At 50.5% G+C, this 26504-nt stretch carries 23 protein-coding genes; 2 read left to right on the forward strand and 21 right to left on the reverse strand.

The window, feature by feature from the left end:
• Positions 1 to 196: 196 nt before the first annotated feature.
• A complete protein-coding gene (locus tag ACTQ1O_RS00500) occupies positions 197 to 472 on the reverse strand; it encodes a GNAT family N-acetyltransferase (protein ID WP_441485648.1) in 276 nt (91 codons plus the stop codon).
• A 322-nt stretch (positions 473 to 794) separates the two neighbouring features.
• Between ACTQ1O_RS00500 and ACTQ1O_RS00505 the strand changes: the two genes are divergently transcribed.
• A complete protein-coding gene (locus tag ACTQ1O_RS00505; protein ID WP_441485649.1) occupies positions 795 to 1136 on the forward strand; it encodes a helix-turn-helix domain-containing protein in 342 nt (113 codons plus the stop codon).
• Between the two features lie 199 nt (positions 1137 to 1335).
• On the opposite strand, the gene ACTQ1O_RS00510 is transcribed toward ACTQ1O_RS00505, so the two are convergent.
• The 17 genes from ACTQ1O_RS00510 to ACTQ1O_RS00590 form a co-directional block, all read right to left on the reverse strand.
• Positions 1336 to 2862, reverse strand: coding sequence for a sodium-dependent transporter (locus tag ACTQ1O_RS00510; RefSeq protein ID WP_441485650.1), 1527 nt, complete (start codon positions 2860 to 2862; stop codon positions 1336 to 1338).
• The gene (gene malQ / locus ACTQ1O_RS00515) at positions 2849 to 4585 is read right to left on the reverse strand and encodes a 4-alpha-glucanotransferase (RefSeq protein ID WP_441485651.1); all 1737 of its coding nucleotides are present in this window, start codon (positions 4583 to 4585) and stop codon (positions 2849 to 2851) included. The genes ACTQ1O_RS00510 and malQ overlap by 14 nt, the downstream gene beginning before the upstream one ends.
• 363 nt (positions 4586 to 4948) lie before the next feature.
• Positions 4949 to 5365, reverse strand: a complete 417-nt coding sequence (atpC, locus tag ACTQ1O_RS00520) for an ATP synthase F1 subunit epsilon (protein ID WP_441485652.1) — start codon at positions 5363 to 5365, stop codon at positions 4949 to 4951.
• 90 nt (positions 5366 to 5455) lie between these two features.
• Positions 5456 to 6844 (reverse strand): F0F1 ATP synthase subunit beta, encoded by a 1389-nt coding sequence (atpD, locus tag ACTQ1O_RS00525; RefSeq protein WP_441485653.1) that lies wholly within the window; start codon positions 6842 to 6844, stop codon positions 5456 to 5458.
• Positions 6845 to 6903: 59 nt separating this feature from the next.
• A complete protein-coding gene (atpG, locus tag ACTQ1O_RS00530) occupies positions 6904 to 7893 on the reverse strand; it encodes an ATP synthase F1 subunit gamma (protein WP_441485654.1) in 990 nt (329 codons plus the stop codon).
• Between the two features lie 29 nt (positions 7894 to 7922).
• Positions 7923 to 9737: a F0F1 ATP synthase subunit alpha gene (gene atpA, locus ACTQ1O_RS00535; RefSeq protein WP_441485655.1), complete on the reverse strand. Its 1815-nt coding sequence runs from the start codon at positions 9735 to 9737 to the stop codon at positions 7923 to 7925.
• Between the two features lie 4 nt (positions 9738 to 9741).
• A complete protein-coding gene (locus ACTQ1O_RS00540; protein WP_441099519.1) occupies positions 9742 to 10227 on the reverse strand; it encodes an ATP synthase F0 subunit B in 486 nt (161 codons plus the stop codon).
• Positions 10228 to 10411: 184 nt separating this feature from the next.
• Positions 10412 to 10624, reverse strand: coding sequence for an ATP synthase F0 subunit C (gene atpE / locus ACTQ1O_RS00545; protein WP_441099518.1), 213 nt, complete (start codon positions 10622 to 10624; stop codon positions 10412 to 10414).
• A gap of 213 nt (positions 10625 to 10837) precedes the next feature.
• The gene (locus tag ACTQ1O_RS00550; RefSeq protein ID WP_441099626.1) at positions 10838 to 11584 is read right to left on the reverse strand and encodes a F0F1 ATP synthase subunit A; all 747 of its coding nucleotides are present in this window, start codon (positions 11582 to 11584) and stop codon (positions 10838 to 10840) included.
• A 286-nt stretch (positions 11585 to 11870) separates the two neighbouring features.
• Complete coding sequence (locus ACTQ1O_RS00555) at positions 11871 to 12548, reverse strand: endonuclease III domain-containing protein (RefSeq protein WP_441485656.1); 678 nt, start codon at positions 12546 to 12548, stop codon at positions 11871 to 11873.
• A gap of 57 nt (positions 12549 to 12605) precedes the next feature.
• The gene (leuS, locus tag ACTQ1O_RS00560; protein WP_441485657.1) at positions 12606 to 15023 is read right to left on the reverse strand and encodes a leucine--tRNA ligase; all 2418 of its coding nucleotides are present in this window, start codon (positions 15021 to 15023) and stop codon (positions 12606 to 12608) included.
• A 222-nt stretch (positions 15024 to 15245) separates the two neighbouring features.
• On the reverse strand, positions 15246 to 15950 hold the full coding sequence (locus tag ACTQ1O_RS00565) for a hypothetical protein (protein ID WP_441485658.1): 705 nt from the start codon (positions 15948 to 15950) through the stop codon (positions 15246 to 15248).
• A gap of 285 nt (positions 15951 to 16235) precedes the next feature.
• Complete coding sequence (locus ACTQ1O_RS00570; RefSeq protein ID WP_441485659.1) at positions 16236 to 16517, reverse strand: hypothetical protein; 282 nt, start codon at positions 16515 to 16517, stop codon at positions 16236 to 16238.
• A 111-nt stretch (positions 16518 to 16628) separates the two neighbouring features.
• Positions 16629 to 17228, reverse strand: a complete 600-nt coding sequence (locus tag ACTQ1O_RS00575) for an AAA family ATPase (RefSeq protein WP_441485660.1) — start codon at positions 17226 to 17228, stop codon at positions 16629 to 16631.
• Between the two features lie 60 nt (positions 17229 to 17288).
• Positions 17289 to 19274, reverse strand: a complete 1986-nt coding sequence (locus ACTQ1O_RS00580) for a TRAP transporter permease (protein WP_441485661.1) — start codon at positions 19272 to 19274, stop codon at positions 17289 to 17291.
• A 136-nt stretch (positions 19275 to 19410) separates the two neighbouring features.
• Entirely contained in the window at positions 19411 to 20385 is a 975-nt protein-coding gene (locus ACTQ1O_RS00585; RefSeq protein WP_441485662.1) for a TAXI family TRAP transporter solute-binding subunit, read from the reverse strand.
• 63 nt (positions 20386 to 20448) lie between these two features.
• Positions 20449 to 22317 carry a serine hydrolase domain-containing protein gene (locus tag ACTQ1O_RS00590; RefSeq protein ID WP_441485663.1) on the reverse strand — a complete coding sequence of 623 codons (1869 nt, stop codon included), beginning with the start codon at positions 22315 to 22317 and terminating at the stop codon, positions 20449 to 20451.
• 380 nt (positions 22318 to 22697) lie between these two features.
• Between ACTQ1O_RS00590 and ACTQ1O_RS00595 the strand changes: the two genes are divergently transcribed.
• A complete protein-coding gene (locus tag ACTQ1O_RS00595) occupies positions 22698 to 23678 on the forward strand; it encodes an SDR family NAD(P)-dependent oxidoreductase (protein ID WP_441485664.1) in 981 nt (326 codons plus the stop codon).
• 221 nt (positions 23679 to 23899) lie between these two features.
• Here the strand turns inward: ACTQ1O_RS00595 and ACTQ1O_RS00600 are convergent, their stop codons facing one another.
• The 3 genes from ACTQ1O_RS00600 to ACTQ1O_RS00610 all read right to left on the reverse strand — a co-directional run bounded on the left by ACTQ1O_RS00600 (position 23900) and on the right by ACTQ1O_RS00610 (position 26500).
• A complete protein-coding gene (locus tag ACTQ1O_RS00600) occupies positions 23900 to 25534 on the reverse strand; it encodes a xylulokinase (protein ID WP_441485665.1) in 1635 nt (544 codons plus the stop codon).
• Between the two features lie 77 nt (positions 25535 to 25611).
• Entirely contained in the window at positions 25612 to 26313 is a 702-nt protein-coding gene (locus ACTQ1O_RS00605; protein WP_441485666.1) for an L-ribulose-5-phosphate 4-epimerase, read from the reverse strand.
• A 34-nt stretch (positions 26314 to 26347) separates the two neighbouring features.
• Positions 26348 to 26500, reverse strand: coding sequence for a hypothetical protein (locus ACTQ1O_RS00610; RefSeq protein WP_441485667.1), 153 nt, complete (start codon positions 26498 to 26500; stop codon positions 26348 to 26350).
• Positions 26501 to 26504 lie beyond the last annotated feature (4 nt).

Raw genomic sequence — 26504 nt, forward strand, 5'->3', positions numbered from 1 at the left:
CTGTACAGGATTCCGCTTTTCCTAAAAACATCTACGTAAGTATTAAATTTGAGTAAACTATAACATGGATATCCGATACCGTCAACAAACCGGTTTATGATTTTTTAAGATTTATCGCGGCCGGTTTATCCGGGCAGCTTTTCCCGGATCATTTTATCCCGGGCGGTTTTTTTCCGGATCATTTTATCCCAGGCGGTCAAACTGCAAGATCCGCGTACTCCGGTCTTTGCATTCTTTTCTTTGCGTAGGAACAGAGCGGCAGAATTTTCACCCCGGTCTTTCTCGCGTTCTGCGCCACCTCATCGACAAGCTTCCCGGCAATCCCGTTTCCATTATACAAGGGGTCTACCTCTGTGTGTTCAATCACCCAGCGGTTGTCAGATCGTGTGAACGTGCACTCACCCACCTCGCGGTCTCCGTCATATGCTGCCGCACGGTTTCTGTGATTTTCAAATCTGATGTTAAGTTCCATGCCTGTCTCCCTTCTTATTCAAAATGACAAATCTTTTGTTTTTCTTTTCTAAATACACACCCGGCACTATGATGCACTCTTTTTGCCATCGGTTTCACCGAAAAGCCCCATAAAAGAGTGCATTTTTTTAATATTGTATGGAAATAGTATATTTATTTATCCTTACAACAGTGGTAGAATTAGGTGGTCATTGAATTGTTCGTCAGTTTTTTACATATGGGCAATATTTTATATTTAATACCAGAAAAAACGTTGTATATTTCAAATATATAATGTTTGCTCAAGACATATGCAGCATCCATTATTTACGGAGGAACTTTTTATGAGTAAGGAAACCGAAAATGCTTTTGACTTTGAGGACCTGGGTCGGAAAGTTAAGGAGCTTCGGATTAAAAACGGTCTGACACAAAACCAGGTTGCCTCTGAACTTCACGTAACCCCGGGATACATCAGCAACGTTGAAAATAACCGGACGGCGATGTCCCTTCGCGTATTATCCTACTACGCAAAACTGACCGGAATCACACTGGATTCTCTTGTCGGGAAGATCGAACCCGAATATCGCACCACAGCTCTCGATAACGAACTTCTATCCATTATTTCAAGATATTCCGACGAAAAGAAGCAGAAAATTCTGGATATTCTTAAAATCATTGACCGATAAGACTGACCGAACCGTTGACTCAGAAAAAGCAGTTGCCTCTCTGGCGGCTGCTTTTTCTGTTTTTCTGCGTCTGATAACCATAGAAACAAACGCCACGGAAATCAGCCGTGGCTGTTTCAGCCAGCCGGCAGTCTCTTTTTTTTCATTTATACCTCTGATGGCATAGAAGTCACAGCCAGGCAGACAAGCCGGTCCTTTTTCAGCCGGCTGCATTCTTTGTTCTCTTTTTTCCCGAAAACGCGCAGAAGAAAATAAAGAGCAGAAACAGGACAGCGATGCACATCCATCCGGTCAGCACAACGGTTCCCATCGGCGAGAACATGTCGTAATATCCCTTCAGATAGATGACGATGATGATCACAGGCACAATAAAGGTGATATATGTTCTGAGTTTTTTCGGGAATTTTCTCCCCTCTCCCGCATCTGCCTCCTGAATGAAATGATCCCATCCCCATCCGCTTTTCCGGGTGCAGAAAAGCACAAAGGCCAGACTGCCCAGCGGCAGAAGATTATTTGAGACGATGAAATCCTCAAGGTCCAGAATATGTGTTCCCTCGCCTAACGGCTGAAAGGATGACCATATATTGTAGCCGAAGACGCATGGCAGGCTGAGCAGAACGACAAGGACAGCACTGATGATGACGCTCTTCTTTCTCGTCCAGCCGAACAGATCAATATCAAAGGCAATAATATTCTCAAATACCGCAATAACCGTGGTCAGCGCCGCAAACGACAGGAAGACGAAGAAAAGCGCGCCCCAGATTCTTCCTCCCGGCATCTGGCTGAACAGATTCGGTATGGTGAGGAAGATGAGACTTGGTCCGGCATCCGGCTCTATCCCATAGGCAAAGCATGCTGGAATGATAATGAATCCCGCCATCAGCGCGACAAAGGTGTCCAGCGCCGTGATCGTGACTGCTTCTCCCGTCAGGCTTCTGTCCTTATTCAGGTAGGAACCGAAGATCAGCATGGCTCCGATTCCGATGGACAATGTGAAGAACGCCTGACTCATTGCAGCGAAGATGACGTTTCCGACACCGCGCTCCGCCATGTTCCGGAAATCCGGCACGAGGTAGAAGGCGATTCCCTTCGCCGCACCCTTCAGGAATATCGAGTGGACAGCAAGCACGACCATCAGAACCATCAGGCAGGTCATCATGACCTTTGTCACCCGCTCCACCCCGTTTTGAATTCCAAAATAACAGATCACAAAACCGATAAGACACACCAGAATTGTCCAGAAAGCCATGCCAGGTGCGTTGGAAAGCATCGCGGCATAATCGGATTTTATTCTGGCGCTGTCCGCGCCGGCAAATGTACCCGTGACATGAAGATAGCAGTAATAAAGCATCCATCCGGCAACGGTTGTATAATACATCATCAGCATATAGCTTCCGATGATACTGATGTATTTCAGCCAGTGGAACCTCGATCCTTTCTGCTCCAGCGTCTCAAAACATCTCGCCGCACTCTTCCGGCTTGCACGTCCGACCGAAAATTCACAGATCATGACTGGAATTCCAAGGATTAGAAGAAATACCAGATAAATCAGGATAAAAGCTGCTCCGCCGTACTGTCCGCAGAGATAGGGGAATTTCCATACATTTCCGATTCCGATTGCACAGCCTGCAGAAACCAGGATGAAGCCGATCCTGGAGCCGAATTTTTCCCTGTCGGATTTGCTGCTTACATTTGACATACCGTCAATCCCTCTACTTTCTATCATTCTGTCCGTCTGTACTCTTCGGCTCGGTCTTTGGCAGCCGTCCGTAGATCCTTGCGAGGTTGTGAATGCTGACCGCCAGAGCGTCTGACAGATAATTCGGCGTGAGCCTCCACTGCCAGTTGGTTCCCTGCGAGCCGGGTGTATTGATCCTGGCCTCACTTCCCTTCACAAGATAATCCTGAAGCGGAACGATACAGGTGTCTGCCGGCGAACGATATGCCTCGCGGATAAAATCCCACACAAATGCTCCGTAATCGGTATTCTCCGAATGAATAAACTGTCTGGCAAAATCCCGGTCATGATCCGGCGCATGTTCCACCCAGTCCAGAATCGTCGTGTTGTCGTGTGTGCCAGTGTAGACGACGCAGTGGAACGGATGATGGTAGGTCAGATACCAGCTCGATTCTGATCCGTCAAATGCGTACTGAAGGACCTTCATCCCCGGATATCCGCTGTCCTTCAGAAGCTGTTCATTCTCCGGAGTAATCGTGCCAAGATCCTCGGCTATCAGCGGTACCTCGCCAAGAGTCTTCTTCATCTCCCGGAAAAAGCTCATGCCGGGTCCCTTCTTCATGATTCCATTTTCCGCGGTCTCATCCCCGTAAGGGATTTCATAGTAATTCGAAAAGCCATGAAAATGATCAATCCGAAGGATATCAAAAAGCTCCATATTCGCCCGGATCCTGCGGATCCACCAGGAATAGTGATCCTTTCGTCCTCTCTCCCAGTCGTATACAGGATCTCCCCACAGCTGTCCGGTCACTGAAAAAGCATCCGGCGGACACCCCGCAATATATTCCGGCTTCAGATCACGGTCAAACCGGAAAACCTCCGGGTGTGCCCACGCATCTGCACTGTCCATGGAAACGTAGAACGGAACATCCCCGATAAACCCGATGCCCTGTTCCCGGGCATATCGATGAAGCCGCTCCCACTGTGTGAAGAACTCAAACTGAACAAAACAGAAGAAAGAGATCTCATCCTGAAGTTCCTCTTTCGCCCGGCTAAGTGTGTCCGCCCTGCGCTCCCTGTAACCATCGTCCCAGTCCAGCCAGCTCTTTCCCTCGAATTTCTCCTTGAGCGCGCAGTACAGACAGTAGTCGTCCAGCCAGTACGATTCTCTCTCACAGAATTCGGTATACTTTTCATACAGGCCCTTCTCAGGGAGTACCGTATTCTCTGATTTCATATTCACCGCTGAGACTGCTGCGTCCGCAGCTCTTTCCGCCGCAGGCCCTGCTGGATCCGTGACTTTCTCCGCCGCTGCTCCTGCAGTGCCGACGATCATATCCGTATAAGCTGCAGCCGTTTTATTCTGAGCGTCTTTGATTTTTTCCGTCTGTTTTTTTGAGTCCAGAAGACGCTCGCGGAAGGCCGGGTACGCCATCCGAAGTGCCCTGCCCCGGTTTGTATAAAGTGCACCGTAATCAACACGCTCCTGATTCTGTCCAAAATCCAGACAGCGTACATCATCTTCTCTCAGAAGCCCGTCATCAATTAACGTTCTCAGATCGATATAATTCTGATTTCCCGCAAACGCCGAGACCGGCTGATAAGGTGAATCTCCGAAGCCGGTCGGTCCCAGCGGCAGCACCTGCCAGTAGCTCTGCCCGGACTTTTTCAGAAAATCCACAAATTCATATGCTTCCCTCGAGAAACAACCGATTCCAAATTCAGACGGTACCGAAAATACAGGAAACAAAATACCACTTTGACGCTTCATACCCTACTCCTTCCCCGTTCACATACTGTTTTATTATAATATAAAGACAGGGCAGGTGTACACCTGTCGAACCATTTTTCTTAATTTTCCGTTAAAACCGTGAATTATTTCCGTAAAAACCGGATAAGATACGGATGACGGATTTTTCTTGGTTGAAGGACTAACGAGATAAAACACGCTGCGCGAGTTTTATCTCGCTATCGCGGCGCTCGCCGCACACGAATACTTCGCATTCGGCTGCGGCTCACTGTTCGCGTAAAAAAAGACCCCCTGTCAGGCGCTGCCGCTCCTGCAGGGGTCTGCGATATAATCTATCTGTTTCATTTCCCGGTGCCGCACCGGTTACTCGTCGCGGTTCCATGATCAGTTGATATACTTGTCTTTGAACTTCAGTCGTGAAAGAGCCCGCGCCATGGAAGCCTGCGTCATCTTGTATTCACGCAAACTCTGCTTCTGACGCAGACGCTCCTTCGCCCGCTCCAGTGCCTCCTCGGCACGACGCTTGTCGACCTCATCCGGGGACTCACAGGTGTCAACCAGGATCGTTGCACGGTTATTTGCGAAAATCATGGAGCCGTTGCCGCAGACAGCCGTTACCTTTTTGCCGTCCGACGTTGTAAAGTCGATCTCCCCGGGCACGATCGCAAGCATGATCTGCGAATGGTGCGCAAGGAAGCCTTCCCTTCCGTCAATGGTAGGAACCTTCAGACTTGTAACGTAACCGTTGTAAAAGGCTTTATCCGATGCGATGACTCTGAGATAATATTTGGCTTCTGCCATGTTACACCTCAATCTTATTCCTGACGCGTCAGCGGCGCAGACGCAAAGCTTCCGCCTCTATCTGCCTGCTGATGCATGTGCCGGATTCTCTTATGCTTCCTTCTTCGCGTGCTCCGCAACATCCTCGATGCCGCCGCAGTTGAAGAACGCATTCTCCGGATAATCGTCCATATCTCCATTCAGGATTGCCTGGAATCCCTTGATGGTGTCCTCGAGAGGAACATACTTTCCGGGAATTCCGGTGAACTGCTCCGCTACGTGGAACGGCTGTGACAGGAAGTTTCTGATCTTACGGGCACGATATACGACGGTCTTGTCCTCGTCAGAAAGTTCTTCCATACCAAGGATGGCAATGATATCCTGAAGTTCCTTATATTTCTGCAGATACTGGAGCACAGACTGCGCAGTCTCGTAATGTTCCTTCCCGACAATATCCTCCTCCAGAATTCGTGAGGAAGATTCCAGCGGATCAACGGCAGGATAAATACCCTGCTCTACGATCTTTCGGGAAAGAACGGTCGTAGCATCCAGATGAGCAAATGTCGTAGCCGGCGCGGGGTCGGTCAGGTCATCGGCCGGTACATATACCGCCTGCACCGATGTGATAGATCCGTTTGTCGTTGAGGCAATTCTCTCCTGAAGCTCACCCATTTCATTTGCCAGGGTCGGCTGATATCCTACAGCGGACGGCATACGTCCAAGCAGAGAGGATACCTCGGAACCGGCCTGTACGAAACGGAAGATGTTATCGATGAACAGAAGAACGTCTTTTTTCTGAACATCACGGAAATACTCGGCCATGGTAAGACCTGTTTCCGCGACACGCATACGTGCCCCCGGGGGCTCATTCATCTGTCCGAATACCAGGGCGGTATTCTTGATAACTCCAGACTCTGTCATTTCGCTCCAGAGGTCATTTCCCTCACGGGATCTTTCTCCGACACCGGTAAAGATCGAATAACCGCCGTGCTCCGTCGCGATGTTGCGGATCAGTTCCTGAATCAGAACGGTCTTACCTACTCCGGCACCTCCGAACAGTCCGACCTTACCACCCTTTGCGTAGGGCGCGATCAGGTCAATAACCTTGATTCCGGTCTCCAGGATCTCCTGTACCGGTTTCTGTTCTGTAAATTTCGGTGGTTTTCTGTGAATCTCCCACTGTTCAGAATCTCTGAGCTGTTCGCCGCCGTCGATGGTATCGCCAAGCACATTGAACAGACGTCCCAGATTCTTCTCGCCGACCGGAACTTCGATTCCGGTTCCGAGTGAGATCACAGGCATATCTTTCTGTAAGCCTTCACTGGCAGAAAGCATGATACAGCGGACCATATCATCACCGATATGCTGCTGTACCTCCATGATTGCCTTCTCGCCATGGTTGTCAACCTGCAGCGCTGTCTTGATTTTCGGAAGAGGAAGATCCTCAAATGCGACATCGACAACAGGACCCATGACCTGGACAATTTTTCCGATTTGCATGTGTCATGTCCTTTCTATTGTGTCAACGCCCCTGCCTCATAAGGCAGGGCGTTACAAGCTCAATGAAGTGCGCCGGCCTGGAAAGTATCAAGATCCTCTCCCTGCTGGTTTTCAAACTTCGGCATGTCTTTCTTCTTATGTTTCTTCTGCTGCAGCGCACGTGCCTTCGCGCCTGCGCAAACCTCCGTAATCTCCTGTGTGATCTGAGCCTGACGCTCCCGGTTGTACTGAATGCTCAGCTCCTGGACCAGTTCACTGCCGTTTTTATTGGCAGCGTCCATCGCCTGCATACGGGAACTGTGCTCCGCACAGTATGATTCCACAAGTGCACTGTATATATAACCGTTGATGAAGTCGGGGATGATGTTATTCAGAAGAAGATCCGGCCCCGGTTCCATGTCGAAGGTCTCCTGATACACTCCGCTCAGCTTTGTCATGTTCTGTTTGAAAAACTCCTCATTCAGACGGATCAGCGGCAGAAGCTGCCGGATCTCCGTCTCGGTTTCCATGGAGTTCTTCATTCTGGTGTAAATGATATATACCTCATCAACTTCTTTGCGCTCGAACAGATCAAGCATCTGATATGCGATCGACCTTGCCCTGGAAAGTGTCGGTTTCTGGGCGGTATAATGAAAGGCGCCGTCTACATTTACATTGTGATTTGCAAAATACTGACGGCCGACCTCTCCGACGACATATAGCATGTCATTGTTCGCGGGTCTCAGCTTCTCCTCTGTCAGCTTCAGTACATTATGGTTGTATGCACCTGCAAGTCCCTTATCTGCGGTCACACAGATAATCGCCCTGCGGAGATCGCTTTTGGAAGTGACCTCACGCGCATCCAGATACGGATGGCTGTAGCCGTCCGGAAGGTGACGCAGCACCCGTCCGAACATGTCCTGCAGCGCATAAAAATACGGTTCGGTATTTGCCAGCGCTTTCCGCGCGTTATTCATTTTCGTAGAAGAAATCATATACATAGCGTTCGTAATCTTCAGTGTATTATTGACGCTATCAATTCTTTCCTTGATTTCACGTGTTGCTGACATATTTTTCCTTCTTCAATTTCCGGCTGAGCTTATGCGTTCTTTGTCTTATGCGCTTCCGCGTATTCCGCGCCAAACTCATCCGCTGCTGCCAGGATTCTCTCGGTAAGTTCATCCGGAAGCTGTCCCTTTTTGTTGATCTCCTCGACGATATCCGAATACTTATCGGCGAAGAACGCAAGCATCTCCTTCTGGTAAGCTTTCACATTCTTAACCGGAACATTGATCATCTTCTTATGCTCGGCAACGCAGAGAGTAATAACCTGATCTGCTGTTGAAAGCGGATGACCAAGAGGCTGCTTCAGCAGCTCCATCAGAACATTTCCCTGTTTCAGCTGATTCTGCGTTGCTTCATCCAGATCTGAACTGAACTGGGTGAACACCTGCATCTCACGGAACTGTGCCAGATCGATACGCAGGGAACCCGCAGCCTTCTTCATTGCCTTGGTCTGAGCTGCTCCTCCTACACGGGATACTGAAAGTCCGACGTTAACGGCCGGTCTCTGTCCCTCGAAGAACAGATCGGACTCCAGGAAAATCTGTCCGTCTGTGATGGAGATTACATTGGTAGGAATGTAAGCGGATACATCGCCGTCCTGTGTCTCAATGATCGGCAGCGCGGTGATGGAACCTCCACCCAGATTCTCTGACAGCCTTGAGGATCTCTCGAGAAGTCTGGAATGCAGATAGAATACATCACCCGGATATGCCTCACGTCCCGGAGATCTTCCAAGAAGCAGTGACAGCGTACGATATGCAACGGCATGCTTACTCAGATCATCATAAATGATCAGAACATCCTTGCCTCTGTGCATGAAGTATTCAGCAATCGATGTCGCGGCATAAGGCGCAATGTACTGAAGCGGTGCCGGATCTGCCGCGGTGGATGCCACAACAATCGCATAAGACATCGCGTCATTTTTCTTCAGTGTGTTTACAATGCTGGCTACTGTTGATGCCTTCTGTCCGATTGCGACATAGACACAGTAGCAGTCCTTCCCCTTCTGGTTCAGGACGGCATCCATCGCGATGGATGTCTTACCGGTCTGACGGTCACCGATGATCAGCTCTCGCTGTCCACGGCCGATGGGGAACATAGAATCAATTGCCAGGATACCGGTTTCCAGCGGGACCGTAACCGGCTGACGGTCAATGATTCCAGGTGCCGGCTGTTCAATTGCGCGATATTCGTCGCCCTTTATCGGTGCTCCTCCGTCAATGGGATTGCCCAGTGCGTCAATCACACGGCCAAGATATCCGTTGCTGCAAGCAATGCCGGCACGCTTACCGGTACCGGTTACACGGGTTCCCTCTCCGATGCTTCCTTCGGCGTCAAACAGAATCGCGCCGATTCCGTCTTCGCCGATATTCTGAACCATTCCTTTTACGCCGTTTTCAAAGACCAGAATCTCTCCGTACTGCACATGATCCAGACCTGTGATGGTTACAATTCCGTCGCCGGCTGTCAGAACATGACCGACTTCAGACTGTTCCGCCTCAAGATGGAACTGTTCCACGGCAGCACGCATGATCTCCATGATGCCTTCCTGGCTCTTTTCTCTCGCAGCTCTGGCTCTCGCATCATTGATCTGATTTTCGAACTGTCTCTCTCTTCCGCGGGTACTCCAGTCGTACTCATCGCTTCCGATGTCGAGAATGAAACCACCGTGTACATCCGGATCCTGAACGATCTCAAGATTTACCTGATCCGTGTCTTCAAGCTCATACTTGTTTTTCAGAAACTGAACGAATTTCTGTCTCTGCTCTTCGCTCGGCTCAGTTACACAGCGAAGAACCGCATGAAGCTTTCCGTTCTCGTCCAACTTTATTGTTTTGTTCTCACTCATAGTGTCAGTCTTTCTTATCTTTATTCGCTGAGACCTTCTTCAGGAAGGCATCATACATCTTATCGTCATCCTCAGCCTCTGCGATTCTGGCAGCGGCATCCTTAACCATCTCAACAATGTCTTCCTCAGCTTTGTGCTTCTGGTCTGTCGTCTCTGCAGCTGCTTTGGCTCTGGCATCATTAATGATCTTGTCAGCGTCTGCTTTGGCCGAATCGACAATACGGTCGTATTCCACGTTTGCCTTTGCTCTTGCCTCATCAGCAGCTTTCTTTTTCTCATCATCAATGCTCTTGATCGTATCCTCATACTGTGTCTTGAGAGCATTGGCATCATTCTGTGCCTTTTCTGCGTCCGTGTAGGACTTCTCAATGTCTTTTGCTCTCTGATCGAGGATCTTGTGTACTCTTCCAAAAAGGAACTTTTTAAGAAGGAAATACAGAATCAGAAGATCGATGACCGTCCATAAAACATTTAAATCAAAACGTAACATGTCTTCTCCTAAGTTGTTCCGTACTCTGATACGAAATCTTTGTCACTGAAATTTATTTACGCGAACAGTGAGCCGCAGCCGAATGCGAAGTATTCGTGTGCGGCGAGCGTCGCGATAGCGAGATAAAACTCGCGCAGCGTGTTTCATCTCGTTTCAGTATCACTGAAACATTTCCCGATATGGCTTATGCTACAAACAGAATCATCAGACCCAGTACAAAACCGTAAATAGCGGTTGCCTCTGCAAGTGCGGATCCGAGAAGAAGGTTTCTCATGATTTTGTTGTCAGCTTCCGGCTGCTTTGCGATAGCGTCTGTTGCATGTCCGGTTGCGATACCGATTCCAAGTCCTGCGCCGATACAAGCCAGTGCTGCAATTCCTGCTCCAAGTGCTGTCATTTTTTCTTTCCTCCTGTAATCTTCCGGCATCCGACCGGAAATTCTTCTCAATACTCCCCGGGGTAAACCGGGAATTCCTACACGGATTCTATCCGTAAAAATAATTGATTGAAAGTTGACTTTAAATAGTTGACTGTGTAAATGATTGTGGCCAGTGGATACATCTGACACCGATCTTATTCTGTCTCAGATCTGCGTTCTCGCCGGAACAGCTTACGCGGCAACGGCAACAGCTTTCTTTTTTCTCTTTCTGGTCTTTTTCTTCTTCGGTTCTTCCGGAGTGATCTCTGCCGCCTCAGCGATAAACAGTGAGGTAAGGAATACGAATACGTACGCCTGAATCATTCCATCGAAGATATCAAAGTAAAAGCTGAAGATAAGCGGAACTCCTACCGGAATCAGATTTTCGATCAATGTCATGATGACATAGGATCCAAGTACGTTACCAAAAAGTCGCATGCAAAGTGAAAGCGGACGGATAAATACCTCCAGGATATTAATCGGTGTAACAATTCCGACCGGCTGTGTGAAACTCTTCAGCCATCCCAGAACGCCTTTCCGCTTAATACCAGCCGCCTCAATCAGCACAATGCTCATAATGGCAAGCGCAGCCGTCACATCCAGATCCTTCGTCGGAGGCTTCATTCCAAGAAGTCCTATAATATTGGAAAGACCGATGAACATGATGACCGTCATCAGATATTCCGCATACTCTCCCGCATCGGGACCGAGCATACCCTTGATCGTCTTCTCCAGCCAGGTTACAAACGCTTCAACCGCAACCTGTCTCTTCCCCGGGTTCCGAACTTTCATTCCATGAGTCAGCCAGAGTGCAAGTGCTAAAAGAATACCCATGACGATCCAGGAAACTACAACAGATTCGGCAATATGTATACCCCCGAAGACAGGGATCACAAATGCGTCCTGGACCTTAAGATCTTCCACAAGCTTCTGTGCCATACTCATTCTCACCACCTTCTTTCTAACGTGTTACTGCTGAAGCATTCAGGGTAAACCCAGCGAGGCATTCCGCAGCTGATACATTTTGTTGCTCCCCGTTTCCGGGGTATCGCGCAATATACGCGCATAAAAATAATCACCGGCAATTTTACAGTCAAGCAAGATGGCTCTGATTGCAAGTGATTACTTTATTATTTTTTTATCACTTTCATTTACGATAGTCAATAATTACAGCGGCTGACTTATAGTCAAATCGACGCTTATTACGGTCAAAAGTAGACAGCTGTTACCCTGCAGCCTGAGAGCTGCCGTACCGGCAGATATCCTTCAGACAGCAAATCCCGCACTTCGGATGCCTTGCGACGCAGACCGCACGTCCGTGATTGACGAATCTGTGACAGAGATCACTGCCTTCCTCCGGAGGAATAATTTTCCACAGTTCTCTCTCGACCTTTGCCGGCTCCTTCACATTGTCCACAAGGCCGATCAGATTGCAGAGGCGGATGCAGTGTGTATCCGTGACGATGGCTGGCTTTCCGTAGACATCTCCCAGCACCAGGTTGGCGCTCTTCCTTCCCACACCGGGGAGCTTCAGAAGTTCCTCCATCGTATCCGGAACACGATCATGATACTGCTCATGCAGCATCCGCATGCAACCGGAGATATCTCTTGCCTTACTTGGTCCCAGTCCGCAGGGTCTGACAATTTCTTCGATTTCCGCCGGTTCGGCAGCCGCGAGGGCTGCAACCGACGGAAACTTCTCAAAGAGCTTCGGCGTGATCATATCCACCCGCTTATCTGTACACTGCGCAGCCAGACGGACACTGACCAGAAGCTGCCAGGCATCCTCATATGCCAGCGTGCAGTGAGCGTCCGGGTATTCTTTCTTCAGACGCCGGATCACCTCCAGCGCAAGCTTTTTCTTCTGTTCAAGTTCCGAACCGTCCGTTTTCTTCTTCGCCATACGTTATCTGTCCTGTTCTGAAAAGCGGGTGAGACACCTGCTCCTTATCATTGCCGGTTATTTGCGGATTACAAAGTTTATGATTCTGCCGGGAACGTATACTTCCTTGACAATTGTGGCGTCCTCCAGGAATTTAGCCACATTCGGCTCCGCCTTGGCGGCCGCAAGAGCGTCCTCCCTGCTGATATCCGCCGCAAGCTGTACGGTTCCTCTCACCTTTCCGTTGACCTGAACGCCGAGCTCAATGACAGAATCCTTCGCCTTCTCCTCGCTGTATTCCGGCCAGGAGGAGAGCGTAATAAAGGTTTTTCCGTCCGGGTTCATTCCGATATACTGCCAGATCTCTTCGGTGATGTGCGGCGCGAACGGGGAAAGCAGCTTGATGAAGGTGATCAGGTCATCCTTTGTGATACTCCCCGCCTTATAGAATTCATTGATGAGCGACATCATCGCAGCGATGGCGGTGTTGAACTTCATGTTGTCAATATCTTCCGTAACCTTACGGATCGTCTTGTGAAGGCTGTTCTCAAGCTTCGGATCTTCCTTTTCCGCGGTCATGATATCCGTAAGTCCCGCCACACGGTCAAGAAATCTCTTGCAGCCGCGAACCGCCTCGTCACTCCACGGAGCGGCGCTCTGATAATCTCCCATAAACATGACATAGGTGCGAAGCGTATCCGCCCCGTAAAGCTTTACGATATCCAGAGGATCAATGACATTTCCCTTGGATTTGGACATCTTCTCTCCGTCCGCGCCGAGAATCATTCCCTGATAGGTTCTTTTTGCGTACGGCTCCGGTGTGTTCACCTCACCGATATCATACAGAAATCTGTGCCAGAATCTGGAGTAAAGCAGATGACGCGTCACATGCTCCATACCTCCGTTATACTGATCGACAGGCATCCAGTATTCCAGCTTCTTCCGGTCAGCAAATGCCTTGTCATTGTGCGGATCACAGAAACGAAGGAAATACCAGGAAGATCCTGCCCACTGCGGCATCGTATCGGTCTCGCGCTTTGCCGGTCCGCCACACTTCGGGCAGGTGCAGTTTACAAAGCTGTCGATCTTGGCCAGAGGGGACTGCCCGTCGGTACCCGGTTCAAAATTCTTGACCGGCGGAAGCTCCAGAGGAAGCTCATCTTCCGGAACGGCAACGGTGCCGCACTTCGGACAGTGAATCAGCGGGATCGGCTCGCCCCAGTACCGCTGACGATTGAACGCCCAGTCCTTCATCTTGTACTGAACGCCCTTGTGCCCGATTTCCTCTTCCTCGATATGCTTCAGCATCGCTTCAATGGAATCCTTCTTATTGGTAAAGCCGTTCAGGAATCCGGAATTGATCATCTCTCCGTCTCCGGTATAGGCTTCCTTTGAGATGTCTCCTCCCTTGATGACCTGCACAATGTCCATTCCGAACTTCTTTGCAAAATCATAGTCACGCTGATCATGCGCCGGAACAGCCATGATCGCTCCTGTTCCGTATCCCATCATGACATAGTCGGCGATGAAGAGCGGAATTTCCTTACCGGTAATCGGATTGACTGCCGTCAGTCCGTCGATCTTCACACCTGTCTTGTCCTTTACCAGCTGGGTGCGCTCGAATTCCGTCTTCTTTGCGCTTTCTCTTCGATACTGCTCGACTGCGTCCCAGTTGCGGATTCTGTCCTTATATTTGTCGAGAACCGGGTGCTCCGGGGCAACAACCATGAAGGTTACGCCGTACAAGGTATCGCACCGCGTAGTATAAATCTCGAGCTTCTCATCGGTTCCGGCAAGACGGAAGTTCACAAACGCTCCTGTGGATTTTCCAATCCAGGCGATCTCCTGCTGCTTGATGCTTTCCGGATAGTCCACATGATTCAGACCTTCCAGAAGTTTGTCCGCATAATCGGTGATCCGGAGGAACCATACATCCTTCGGGAGCTGTACAACCTCGCTGTGGCAGATGTCACATTTACCTCCCTGAGAATCCTCATTGGACAGAACAACCTTGCAGTGCGGACAGTAGTTGACCAGTGTCTTGGAGCGGAATACCAGTCCGTGCTCGAATAATTTTTCGAAGATCCACTGGGTCCATTTATAGTAGTCCTTATGTGAGGTAGCGATCACGCGGCTCCAATCGAAGGAAAATCCGACCTTGCGGAGCTGATCGGAGAAATGGGCAATGTTTTTCTCTGTGATGTCATGAGGATGCGTGTTCGTCTTTATCGCGTAGTTCTCCGCCGGAAGGCCGAACGAATCGAATCCGATCGGGAAGAGAACATTATAGCCCTGCATTCTCTTCTTCCGGGAGATAACCTCAATGCTGGAGTATGCCTTAATGTGTCCGACATGCATGCCTGCTCCTGACGGGTAGGGGAATTCCACCAGCCCGTACCACTTCGGCTTATCAGAAAAATCGACCGCCTTGAAAGCGTCATTTTCCTCCCATGCCTTCTGCCATTTCGGCTCAACGGTATTAAAATCGTATTTCATCTTCTGCACCTTCTTCTCTGATAAAATGCGCGGCCTCATCATACTGCCACGTCTGTTTTACGCGTAATTCTTTTTATTATGTTCCATTTTCCACCTTTGTGTCAACTCTTAACGGGCATTTGTCTGCGCACAGCCGGAAAAACCGGAAAGTCCTGACAGAAGAGTCAGAAAAAGATGTACCCCTCTGCTCTTTAAACATTGCTCCAACCATTCTTGAAAGCTTCAGCTTCTTTTTTTATAGTTCGAGCGAAGAAGCCACTTCTGATCGATTTTACGCACCGCATCCGGAAAGCGAATGGTCAGACGCACGGACCCCGTCATCTGTTCGAGATCCTCAATCGTTCCGGATCCGAACTTCGGATGGACCACCGTATCACCCTTCCGGTAGCGGATCATCCGGTTCCGGCTGTCCTCTGCCTCCCTCTTCCGATGAGCAAGATCGAGGAGCGCGGTGTGCGGATTTTTCCACGGATTATTCAATGCCTTCTCATAGTCATGCTTCTCTCTTCCCTTTCCGAACCGGTAATACTCGCTTGGAGCCGCTCCGACCAGCGAGCAGCAATATTTCCAGGCGCTTCCGTGCAGACCGCTCCGGAACCGGTATTCCTGCGGAATATCCATGTGAAACTGCATGTAGTGGGCATACTCATGTCTGTACAAATCCAGTTTGTCTTCCCTGTGCAGCGATTCTCTGCTCAAATATCCCACAAACACAAGGGAAAAGTAGAAGCTCTCCTCCTGTCCATTCCCGGACGGTGTATAAGCTCCAAGTCTTTCTTCATCGAATCCGAATTCAATCGGTACTTCTGCCGCATGCAAACCAAATTTCCGGTCCAGACTCCGGTAAAGCGCCAGAATCTCCGCCTTTAATGCCGGGATCTCCTTCCGAAGCTGCCTCTTTGCGCTCTCACTGATCAAATCATCCATTTTTTTTCATTCCTTTAATCACAGTCCAAAACCGCCATGCCCTGCGCATGCGCAGCTCCTCATAGAGTATAAGCTGCGGATTGCTCCGTGCTCCATACTTCGCGCTCCCCGCAATCCTGCAGTTGACCGGCTTCGCCGGTCTGCCGCGATGTTCGCTCCACCGCTTCCGCGTCACTTCGCTGCTTTGCAGCTTTCGAGCCGATAACAGGTATGAGCATGGAGCGGTGCCTTGCACTTCTCCATGCTCATACCTCTTGACATTGCTAAAGTTCTTCTCCGACGGATTCAGTCCTGTTCCCCCGTCTGTTCTTTCCTTTTGTCCTGTTCGTACATTCTTCCTCTTGCAAAGCCCTCACAGAAGATGATGAAGGAATCCGCGTCCGGCGCAGAAAAATGCTTTGCCATCCGCTCCAGAACCTCCACATCGCGCAGCGTAAGATTATATTTGTTCAGCTTCTGAACGACTGCCGCGCTCTCCGCAACCCTGTCACATACCAGCTTCGCATGTTCACGGTCTGACTCATTCGCATATTCGTTAAAAAAATCATCACTCATTTGAAAATTCATATGTTCCTTCTCCCTTCATCTCCACCTGCCATTTTTCGTGCGTTTCAGATAACAGATGTCTTCATCTCCGGATGCCATCTCCACTGCCCTGCGCTTCAAATAACAGATCCATTATTTTCTCAGAATCTCACTGAGGATCTGAATGCACTGCCTGACACCGACAGCTCCCGTATCAATACAGATATTATAATTGGAAATTTGTCCCATCTCAACCCCGGTGTAGGTCTTGTAGTAGATCTCACGAAGCTGTTCCTTTCTGAATGCTGCCTTCTTCGCGTCAAGGCCCCGGTTCTCCTCAAGTTCCGCGGCTCTGCGGATTCTGTGCTCCTCATCCGCATACAGAAATACCCGGAAAGCCGGGATACCGGCCTCTGTCAGGATGTGATCCGCGCATCTGCCGACGATGATGCAGGGTTCCTCCGCAAGCTTCAGGACCACCTCCTTCTGCGCCTCAAAGATTCTGTCGTGTGAACTCGGATAGGAGGCAGCATTGTTCAGCAGATCATTCATGAACTTTCCTGCCCTGCTGAGGTCCTCTCCCTCGCGCCTGATATCTTCCTCGGAAAAGCCGCTCTGCTCGGCTGTTTTCCGGACCACATCCTTATCATAATACGGGATTCCCAGCTCCTCCGACAATCCCTTCGCCACGGTGCGTCCATACGCGGCATACTGACGGCTGATCGTAATCACAGGATACCTTAACTCAGTCATAATTTTCCTTTCCGCGCGGTCCGGATCCGCCGGCCGCGTCATTCAAAAATGCTTCAGAAATCACGAAACCGCTGCACTCTTTCTGCGTTTTCCGTACTGAATCAGAAGACAAATCACAACAATACACAGACCTGCCACATCAGTAAGCGTACCGGGGTGAATCAGCAGCAGGCCACCCGCCGCAATGATCACCCGCATCACCGGATTCATACCGGCGAAGCAATATCCCTCGAATGAGGCGGCAATGCCGAAGATACCGATGGCCGCAGTGATCGCGATCCGCACGACGGTCAGCGCGGATGTATCGATCAGAAGCATGGCCGGATTGTAGCAGAACATATAGGGTACAATAAACACCGCAATCGCCAGCTTCGAGGCGTTGAACGCTGTCTTCATCGGATTGCTCTTTGCGATCGCGGATCCCGCGTAGGCGGCAAGCGCAACCGGAGGTGTAATATCCGCTACGATTCCAAAATAGAACACAAAGAAATGCGCCGCGAGAATCGGTACTCCCATCCGGATCAGAATCGGTGCGGTCGTCGCCGCCATGATACAGTAGTTTGCCGTCGTAGGTACGCCCATCCCCAGGATGATGCAGCAGACCATGGTCAGAAGAAGCGCGATGATCAGTTTATTCCCGGCCACTCCGACAATCGCGTTAATCAGATCATTCGCCAGTCCCGTCATTGTGATCGATCCCGAAATGATTCCCGCAACTCCGCAGGCAGCCGCCACCGTGATGGTGCTCCGCCCTCCTGCCTCCAGCGCATCAATAATTTTATGGGGAGTGATCCGGTTATCCCTGTCGAACAGGCTGACCACGATGGAAAGAACAATGGCAAGAGAAGCCGCTTTCTGCATGGTCATGAAGTTTCCGGATACCCAGATGACGAGCATCACCAGCGGAAGCAGCAGATAGATCTTCTTCATCAGTTTGCCCGCGCGCGGAAGCTGCTCCTTGGGAATACCATGAAGATTCAGCTTTTTTGCCTCCAGATGAACCGAAATAAAAATTCCCATGAAATAAAGGATTGCCGGGAGAACCGCTCTTCCGATGATATCTGAGTATGGAACACCGACGAAGTCGGCCATCAGAAACGCGGCGGCTCCCATGATCGGAGGCATGATCTGTCCTCCGGTAGAGGCCGCGGCCTCTACCGCTCCGGCAAACTCCGGACGGTAACCGGTCTTCTTCATCATTGGAATCGTCACGGAACCGGTGGTCACCGTGTTGCCGACCGATGATCCGGAGACCATGCCGCAAAGCGCCGAAGAGATGACCGCTACCTTTGCCGGTCCTCCCGCAAATCTTCCCGCCACGCAGTTTGCCAGATCAATAAAGAAATTGGAGATTCCGGTCCTCTCCAGAAACGCGCCGAAGATAATGAACACGACGATGTACTTGGAGCAAACGTTGACCGGAGTCGAAAAAATTCCTTCCTTGGTATAAAACAGATTCCGGACAAGATACTTCAGCCGCCCGAAAAAGTCGGGGTTCGTCAGTCCGTAGGTCAGTGCATAGATAACGAAAGCCGCCGCGACAATCAAAATCGGAAGTCCCACGCACCTTCTTGTAATCTCGACGAGTGCGGCAATACCGACAATGCCGATGATGATCTGATACCACTGAAACCGGGTACCCTGATTGATGATGGTGTTCGCGGAAAACGTAAAATAAAAGAATGATGCCGCACCCGCAATCATGAAGATGATATCACCGAGCGGCATGTAATTTTCCCTCTGGACTCCCTTCTTCGAAGGATAGATCAGAAATCCCATCAGGATGACCAGCCCCAGAAAGGAGGTCAGGCGGATTTCCTCCAGAAAGGTGGCGAACAAAGTTACGTAGATGCACCAGATCGAAAAAGCCGCCAGAATTGCGGTGATCATGATCTTCGGTTTTCCGGTCCATATCCTGGTATTGGATTCCCGGTCATACTTCCGCATCAACGCGTCGAGATCGTCCTTCACGGCGCCCTGACCGTCCCCGTTTGTCACTTCCGCACTGGAAGCTCCCGGCGTTGTCTTTTCTTTTGAATCGTTCAATCTTATCTCCTCCTCATTTGAATCGAACAGACAGGCATTCTGCAAGAATATTCGTTTAGTAAACGGCCATACGATACATTGCGCCACACACTGTATAAGTCCCCGCATTCTCGCGTTGCTTCGCACCGCTCCATGCTTATTCTTCCGTATTCACGGTGTAGCCCTGTTCTTTATAGTATCTTGCAGCGCCCTCATGATACGGGACTGTCGTAATACTTGTCGCCGTTTTAAGGTTCAGCTCCTCGCCTCTCGCATTCTCCTTCGCGATTTCCTTCGCGTTTGAGAATATTGCCCTGGTCAGATCATAGACCGTGTCCGTGTCCGCGGATGCCGATACGATCACGGTCGCAAGCACGGTAATCGTATCTATATCCTTCTTCTGCCCCGGATAGGTGCCGGCGGGAATGGAATAAGATTCATAATACGGACATTTCTCCATGATGGAATCCCGGACCTCTCCGTCAATATTCACAAAGTTCACTCCGTTGGTCGTTGCGAGCTCGGTGATCGCCGAGGTGGGTGCGCCCGCCACGATAAATGCGGCATCGATCTTGCCGTCTTTGAGAGATTCCTTGGAATCCTCAAAAGACTGGTACTGCGGTTTGATATCGTCGATATCCAGCCCCGCTCCGGCAAGAACGTCAATCGCGTTGAAATATACACCGGATCCGGCTTCTCCGATGGATACGCTCTTACCCTTCAGATCCGATACGCTTTGAATATCCTTATCCATGGTAATCAGCTGAACCGTCTCCGCGTAGAGCGCCCCGAGCACACGGAAGGAATGCGTCCCGCCGTCCTTCTCAAAAGCGCGGGTGCCGTCCCAGCCGTACGACATCACGTCTGACTGCGTAAAGCCGAGCTGAAAATCTCCGTCCTGGATGCTCTGGATATTCACCTTGGAACCTCCCGTAGAAACTGCTGTAACACGGACATTCGCGTAATTCTTCATATATTGGGCCAGAACACCGCCGTACGAATAATACGTTCCTGCCGTTCCTCCGGTACCGAACATCATCCTCTCCTTATACTGTGTGCAGCCTGTCATGCTCACCGAGACAGCAAGTACAAGCAGCACACACAGCATTCGGAATCCTTTTTGTTTTCTCATGATATAAATCTCTCCCTCAAATTATTTGTTAACTTGTCCGGCCATGACATTGACCATGAAACGTCAAATTCCCTCCCTGGAATTCTCATCCGCAGCCGACATGACATGACCGATATCCCTGGGATGGATCGCCGCCTGCAGGGACTCATCAAGAAGATCCCGTCCTCCCTGCTCCACAAACTGGCGTATAAACGGAAGCTTCAGGAAATCCGGATCTTCGCCGGAGTAACGGATGGCATCCGCGATAACCGCGTCGCCCGGCGTCTCCGAGAAGCGTGCCAGAACATCCTCCCCGTCAAAGTAAAGATTGATTTTTCGTGTGCAGGCTTCTTCCAAAAAAGCGATTTCCAGAAGCAGAACCACGTGATCGTACTCATCCGTCGCAATCCGCCCGGTGGTTCCGATATAATACGGTTCTCCATGCAGTACAATCTCACTGATCTCGGGTCTCTCAAATCCCACATTGACATGATGAACGTCATCTCCCTCGTACAGAAGAATGACCATCGTATCCTCAACCCTCTGAAATCCGATCTTTTGAATGCCGTCCGTGTAATTATTGTGCGTTACCTGGCACACCAGCGGAAAAATACCGGCTCTGCCTTTTTCCATTACGTAGGTGTGTGCGTCCAGAACGTCCAGCATCTCAGAAGGAGACATCACGGTGGATTTTTTCGACCACAAACCCCAGCCCTTTCTTCTCCTCCGCCTCTTATGATACACCGGTATCTCTGCCAGATTCTGCTTCGCTGCCTCTGAAAGAACCGCGCTTCCGACACCGGAACCACCGAAGGTATCATATCCGCTGTACTCGGCAATGGTACTCATCAGCTTGCGAAGAGCCGCAGGATTCTCCGCCAGGGGACCATCCGAAGCCACAAAAGATGCGCCCCAGTACCGCCTCATAATTTCAGTCAGATTGCCCTCCTGGAACAGCTCTCTGTTGCCCGCGTTAACCATGAGGATCATATCCAGATCCGGGTAGCAGATGACATCCTGCCCGAACAGCCCGTTCATGGCATATCCACCCGGACGCTCCTCCATCCAGACCTGATAGCCATAGCCGAACTTGCCGTTATCCACGTGAGATCTGGTTATCTCCTCTACCCAATGCTTCGGCACAAGCTGTTTTCCATTCCACTCGCCCTTGTTCATCAAAAGCTGACCGATCTTGCAGGCGTCCTCCGGCCGGATAAAACACCCCCATCCGCCCTTCGTGTATCCCATCGGACTTTTCTCCCAGAAAATCTCCCGGATTCCCATCGGGTCAAAGATCCTGTCCTTCAGGAAATCAAACATAGTCTGTCCGCTTTTCACCTGGATAGCCGCAGAAAGCATAAAGGAATTCATCGAATTATAATCAAACTTTGTTCCGGGATCCGACTTGAATCCCGCCGACATGAAATTCGTACACCAGTCGCTGCCATCCAATGCGCCAGACTCCGAATAATCCACCCCGCTTGTCATCTGAAGAAGATCCCGCACCGTGACCCGCTTGCGGCTGAACCGGCTAAGGAGCTTAATATTGGAAGGAAAAATCTCATCCAGTCCCTCGTTCAGAGTCAGCAGTCCCTCATGGATCGCCAATCCCGTCGCAATGCCGGTGAAGGTCTTGCACATGGAATAAGTTACATGCCACATGCCACGCTGATAAGGCGCGAAGCTGCATTCACAGATCACCTTCCCGTGACGGATAACCATGGCCTGCTGGATAGCCGCCTCCGGATCATCATGAAGAGAAATCAAATACTCCCTGATATGATTCGAAGAAATCCCCTGCGATTCCGGAGTCGCCCGCTCAAAAGGCTGCTCCACAGGCTTCCCCTCAAAATGCGGTTTCTGCGGCACAAAATCAATCTTGCCGATCTGCCCCGTCTGTCTCGCCAAAATCCGAAAGAAAAGTTGAATAAAAGAAAACCTGAACTCTGCCATATCTCTCCCCATGATGTATACTGTACTGTATAAAGTCGTCGTCAAGCGGGCAGTTTTGGGCATGCGAAGCATGCACAGAAAACTGCATGCTTGAACGACGCTAACATGTATGAGCATGGAGCGGTGTGAAACACCGCGAAAATGCGAATATGCGCGGGCAGTGAGCCACATCCGCTCACACAAAGTGTGAAGCGGTGGGGCGAACGCCGCGGCAGACCGACGAAGTCGGTCACATGTGGCAGCTGCGAGAGTTGCGAAGCAACGGAGCAGCTGGCTTTATACAGTATGTGGTGATTTCAAATATCTGCCAGCGGCACGGAAGCTGCGAAGCAGCATTCAGCCCGACACATATAGTAATGATAGCATAAACGGAGAACTATATGAATATTTTTACATGGATCCAGAAAATCTGGCGCACCCTTTCCAGTATCTCAGGCAACGTTGTCACAGCCGCCTTCCTGATCTCCCTGATTGTCTTCCTTATTGAAAAATACAGATATCATTATAAAAGAGCAGCATATAAAAAGGAAGAAAAATCTTTTCTCTCAGGCATACGTATGCCGGAAGGCTCCGCTGTCCGCAAAGTGGCCGTCATTACCGGAGCCTCCAGCGGCCTCGGCCGGAAATACGCTCTGTCCATTGACCGAAATCCCGCGAAATACGATGTCACAGAATTCTGGCTGATTGCGAGGCGCAGAGACCGCCTTGAGGCTCTGGCATCCGGGCTTCATCTCCCGGTGAAGGTTCTCTGCCTTGACCTGACAGATTCTGAAAACATCGACTTCCTTGAAAAATGTCTGGAACAGGAATCTGCATCCGCTGGAGGTTCCTCTGCCTTCACGGTTTCCATGCTTCTGAACTGTGCCGGCTATGGGAAATACGGTTCCTCGAGAGACATCGGAAGGCAGGAGGAATGCCGGATGATCGATACAAACGACAAGGCGTCGATCAGTGTCACTGCCGCCGTCATCCCGTATATGAATGCCGGAAGCCGGATCCTCGAAGTCTGTTCGGTCGCCGGTTTTCAGCCAATCCCGTTCTTTAACTGTTATGCCGCGTCCAAGTCTCTGCTCTATTCCTACAGCCGCGCGCTCCGGATCGAGCTTCTCAATTCAGGGATCAGTGTCACTGCCGTCTGCCCTTACTGGATCAAAGATACGGAATTTATAGCAAAGGCAGCCGGTAAGCAGAAAGACCTCTTTCTCGCTTCAACCGCCTCCCGTGTGGTCCGGATCTCCCTGTTCGATGTGCAGCACCACCACGCGCTCTCCACGCCAGGTCTTCTCTGCACGCTTGACCGCATCTTCGCCAGATGGATACCGGACGAGGTTCTTGCGTATATCATGACATTTTTCCTTTGACATTGTCTGACCGGAATATTCCCAGCCTCCTCTTTGTATCTGACATAAGGGGTTGTTTCCTCAGACCAGAGCTTAAATATCTGGTCCACATCAGCATATGATATTCAAAGTCAAAACGGGAAATGCCCGGTCCGCATTCCTCTCGAAATTCAGACCGGGCATTTCCCGCAAGTTCTCTTTTTATGTTTTTTATACGTTTTTCGCTATTTGTGAAAAGTAAATCACCAGGAAAGATGATCAATAGCGGCCTTCTCTACCGCAATTCCCGCGCGGTAGTGTTCAGCGAAGGTCTCGTATCCCGCCTCGTCCGCAGGATCCGGATCGATCGTAATTCCCTCCTGTCCGGCAAAAATCTTCTGTGACAGGTAATCGCCCAGTGAATCGTATTCGTTCGCGCCGCTGATCCGGTACGCTGCCAGTACAGCCATTCCCCATGGACCACCCTCGCTGGCGGTCTTCATGACCGTCACCGGCACATGAATGGCGGCAGCCAGATACTTCTGCGCCACTCCTTCCGTTTTAAACAGTCCGCCGTGACCGGTGATGCGGTCGATATGCACATTTTCCTCCTTCAGGATATCCATCCCGAGCTTAACCGCAGCCAGAGAAGTATACAGATTTGCGCGCATCAGATTTGCCAGATTGAACCGGCTGTCCGGCATTCTGACATACAGCGGCCGTCCCTCGTTCAGCATGGTTACATTCTCGCCCGAATAATAACCGTATGCCAGAAGTCCGCCGCAGTCCGGATCTCCCTTCAGTGAATTGGTGTAGAGCTTCTGATACAGCTCTCCCATATCCGCCTGAATCCCCATCAGCTCGCAGAACTCATGGAAGATCCCCACCCAGGCATTGAGGTCTGTTGTGCCGTTGTTCGCGTGAGACATCGCGCAGGGCGCCCCGTCCGGCGTCGTAACCATGTCAATTTCCCGGTGAAGCTTCTTCAGCGTCTGTCCCTTCTCCAGCACAATCATCGCAAACGTGCTGGTTCCCGCAGAAATGTTTCCGGTTCCCGGTGCGACAGAATTCGTGGAGACCATCCCGGTTCCCGCATCCCCTTCCGGCGGAGCCATCGGCACGCCCGGCTCCAGATTTCCGCTCTCATCCAGAAGGGCCGCTCCCTCCGCTGTCAGAGTCCCGGCATCCTCTCCCGCACACAGGACCTTCGGGAACAGATCTTCCGCGCGGAAGGAGTACCCGTGCTTCTGAAGAAGTCCGTCAAAAAGCTCCATCATGTGCGCGTCATAGTCCATTTTTGAGGTATCTATCGGGAAGATTCCAGACGCGTCTCCTGCGCCGGTCACCTTCCGCCCCGTCAGGCGGTAGTGCATGTAAGAGGCAAGGGTGGTGACAAAATCCACCTTATCCAGATGTTTCTCATGATCCAGAACACACTGATACAGATGCGCTGATGTCCAGCGGAGCGGAATATTGAAATCAAACAATTCCGTCATCTCATCCGCTGCCGCCTGCGTATTTGTATTCCGCCATGTCTGGAACGGAGCAATCGTATGATCCTCCTGATCCAACGCAATGTATCCATGCATCATGGCACTGATGCCCAGCGCACCAAGCTTCCGGATCACAACGCCATACTTCTGTCTGACATTCTCCCGCAGCGAGGTATAACACCCACGAAGGCCCCTGTCAATTTCCTCATAGCTGTAGGTCCAGATACCATCCCGCAGTTTATTTTCCCAGTCATACACACCTGTACCAAGTACATTTCCGTCAAGATCAATCAAAACCGCCTTGATTCTCGTCGAACCGAACTCAATGCCTAGTGCCGTCTGTCCCGCCTCGATCTGTTCTCCTGCTCCCATATTCTCTCCCTTCTCCTTTCGCACACAGCTCATATCTCTGTCTCAGGCAGCCATTTCTCACCTGTCCCCTGTAACTTACGGGGCTGCCTGCAAACCCGCAGATTCTGAAGTCATTCCTCCTTCTGACCGTAGTACGCGCCTGCTCCGTGCTTGCGGAAATAATGCTTGTCCTGAAGCGCCTGCGGTGCCGGCTGCACCTTGGGATTGATGCATTCACAGAGCGCCGCCATTTTCGCCACTTCCTCTACGACAACAGCATTGTGAACCGCTTCCTTTGCGTCCTTTCCCCAGGTAAATACTCCGTGATTCTTGCAGAGAACTCCCGGCACAGCGGCGGGATCTCTGTGATTTTCTTCAAAATCATCCGCGATCAGCACGCCGGTATTGGTCTCGTAGGCCTCCTCGATTTCCTCTTTTGTCAGGTTTCTCACGCAGGGAATGTCCCCGTAAAAATAATCTGCGTGCGTTGTTCCATAGCAGGGAATTCCACGCCCGGCCTGTGCCCAGCTGGTCGCCCAGGTAGAATGCGTGTGAACAATTCCTCCGATTTCCGGAAAACGATTATACAGAACGGTATGTGTCGGCGTATCAGAGGAAGGATTATAACGTCCTTCCACCTTCTCCCCCTTCAGATTTACCACAACCATATCCTCCGGCTTCAGCTTCTGATAATCCACACCGCTCGGCTTGATGACGAACAGGCCGCTCTCACGGTCAATCGCGCTGACATTTCCCCACGTAAAGGTGACAAGATGATATTCCGGCAGAAGCAGATTCGCCTCCCAGACCTTTTTCTTTAATTCTTCCAGCATGTCATATTCTCCCGTATGTTAATCTTATTTGTTATTATCCTTCTTTGTTATTATCCTTCTTTGTTAATCTTCCACGTTTTTGTTGTTCGTTTTTCTCTGTATTATTCTTCTGCGTTATTGTTGTGTGTTTTTCTTCGGCAGTATTCTTCCACGTTTTTGTTGTGCTTTTTTCTTCTGCAGCATTCATCTGT

Source organism: Bilifractor sp. LCP21S3_A7 (assembly GCF_052118825.1).
Classification (GTDB): domain Bacteria; phylum Bacillota; class Clostridia; order Lachnospirales; family Lachnospiraceae; genus Bilifractor.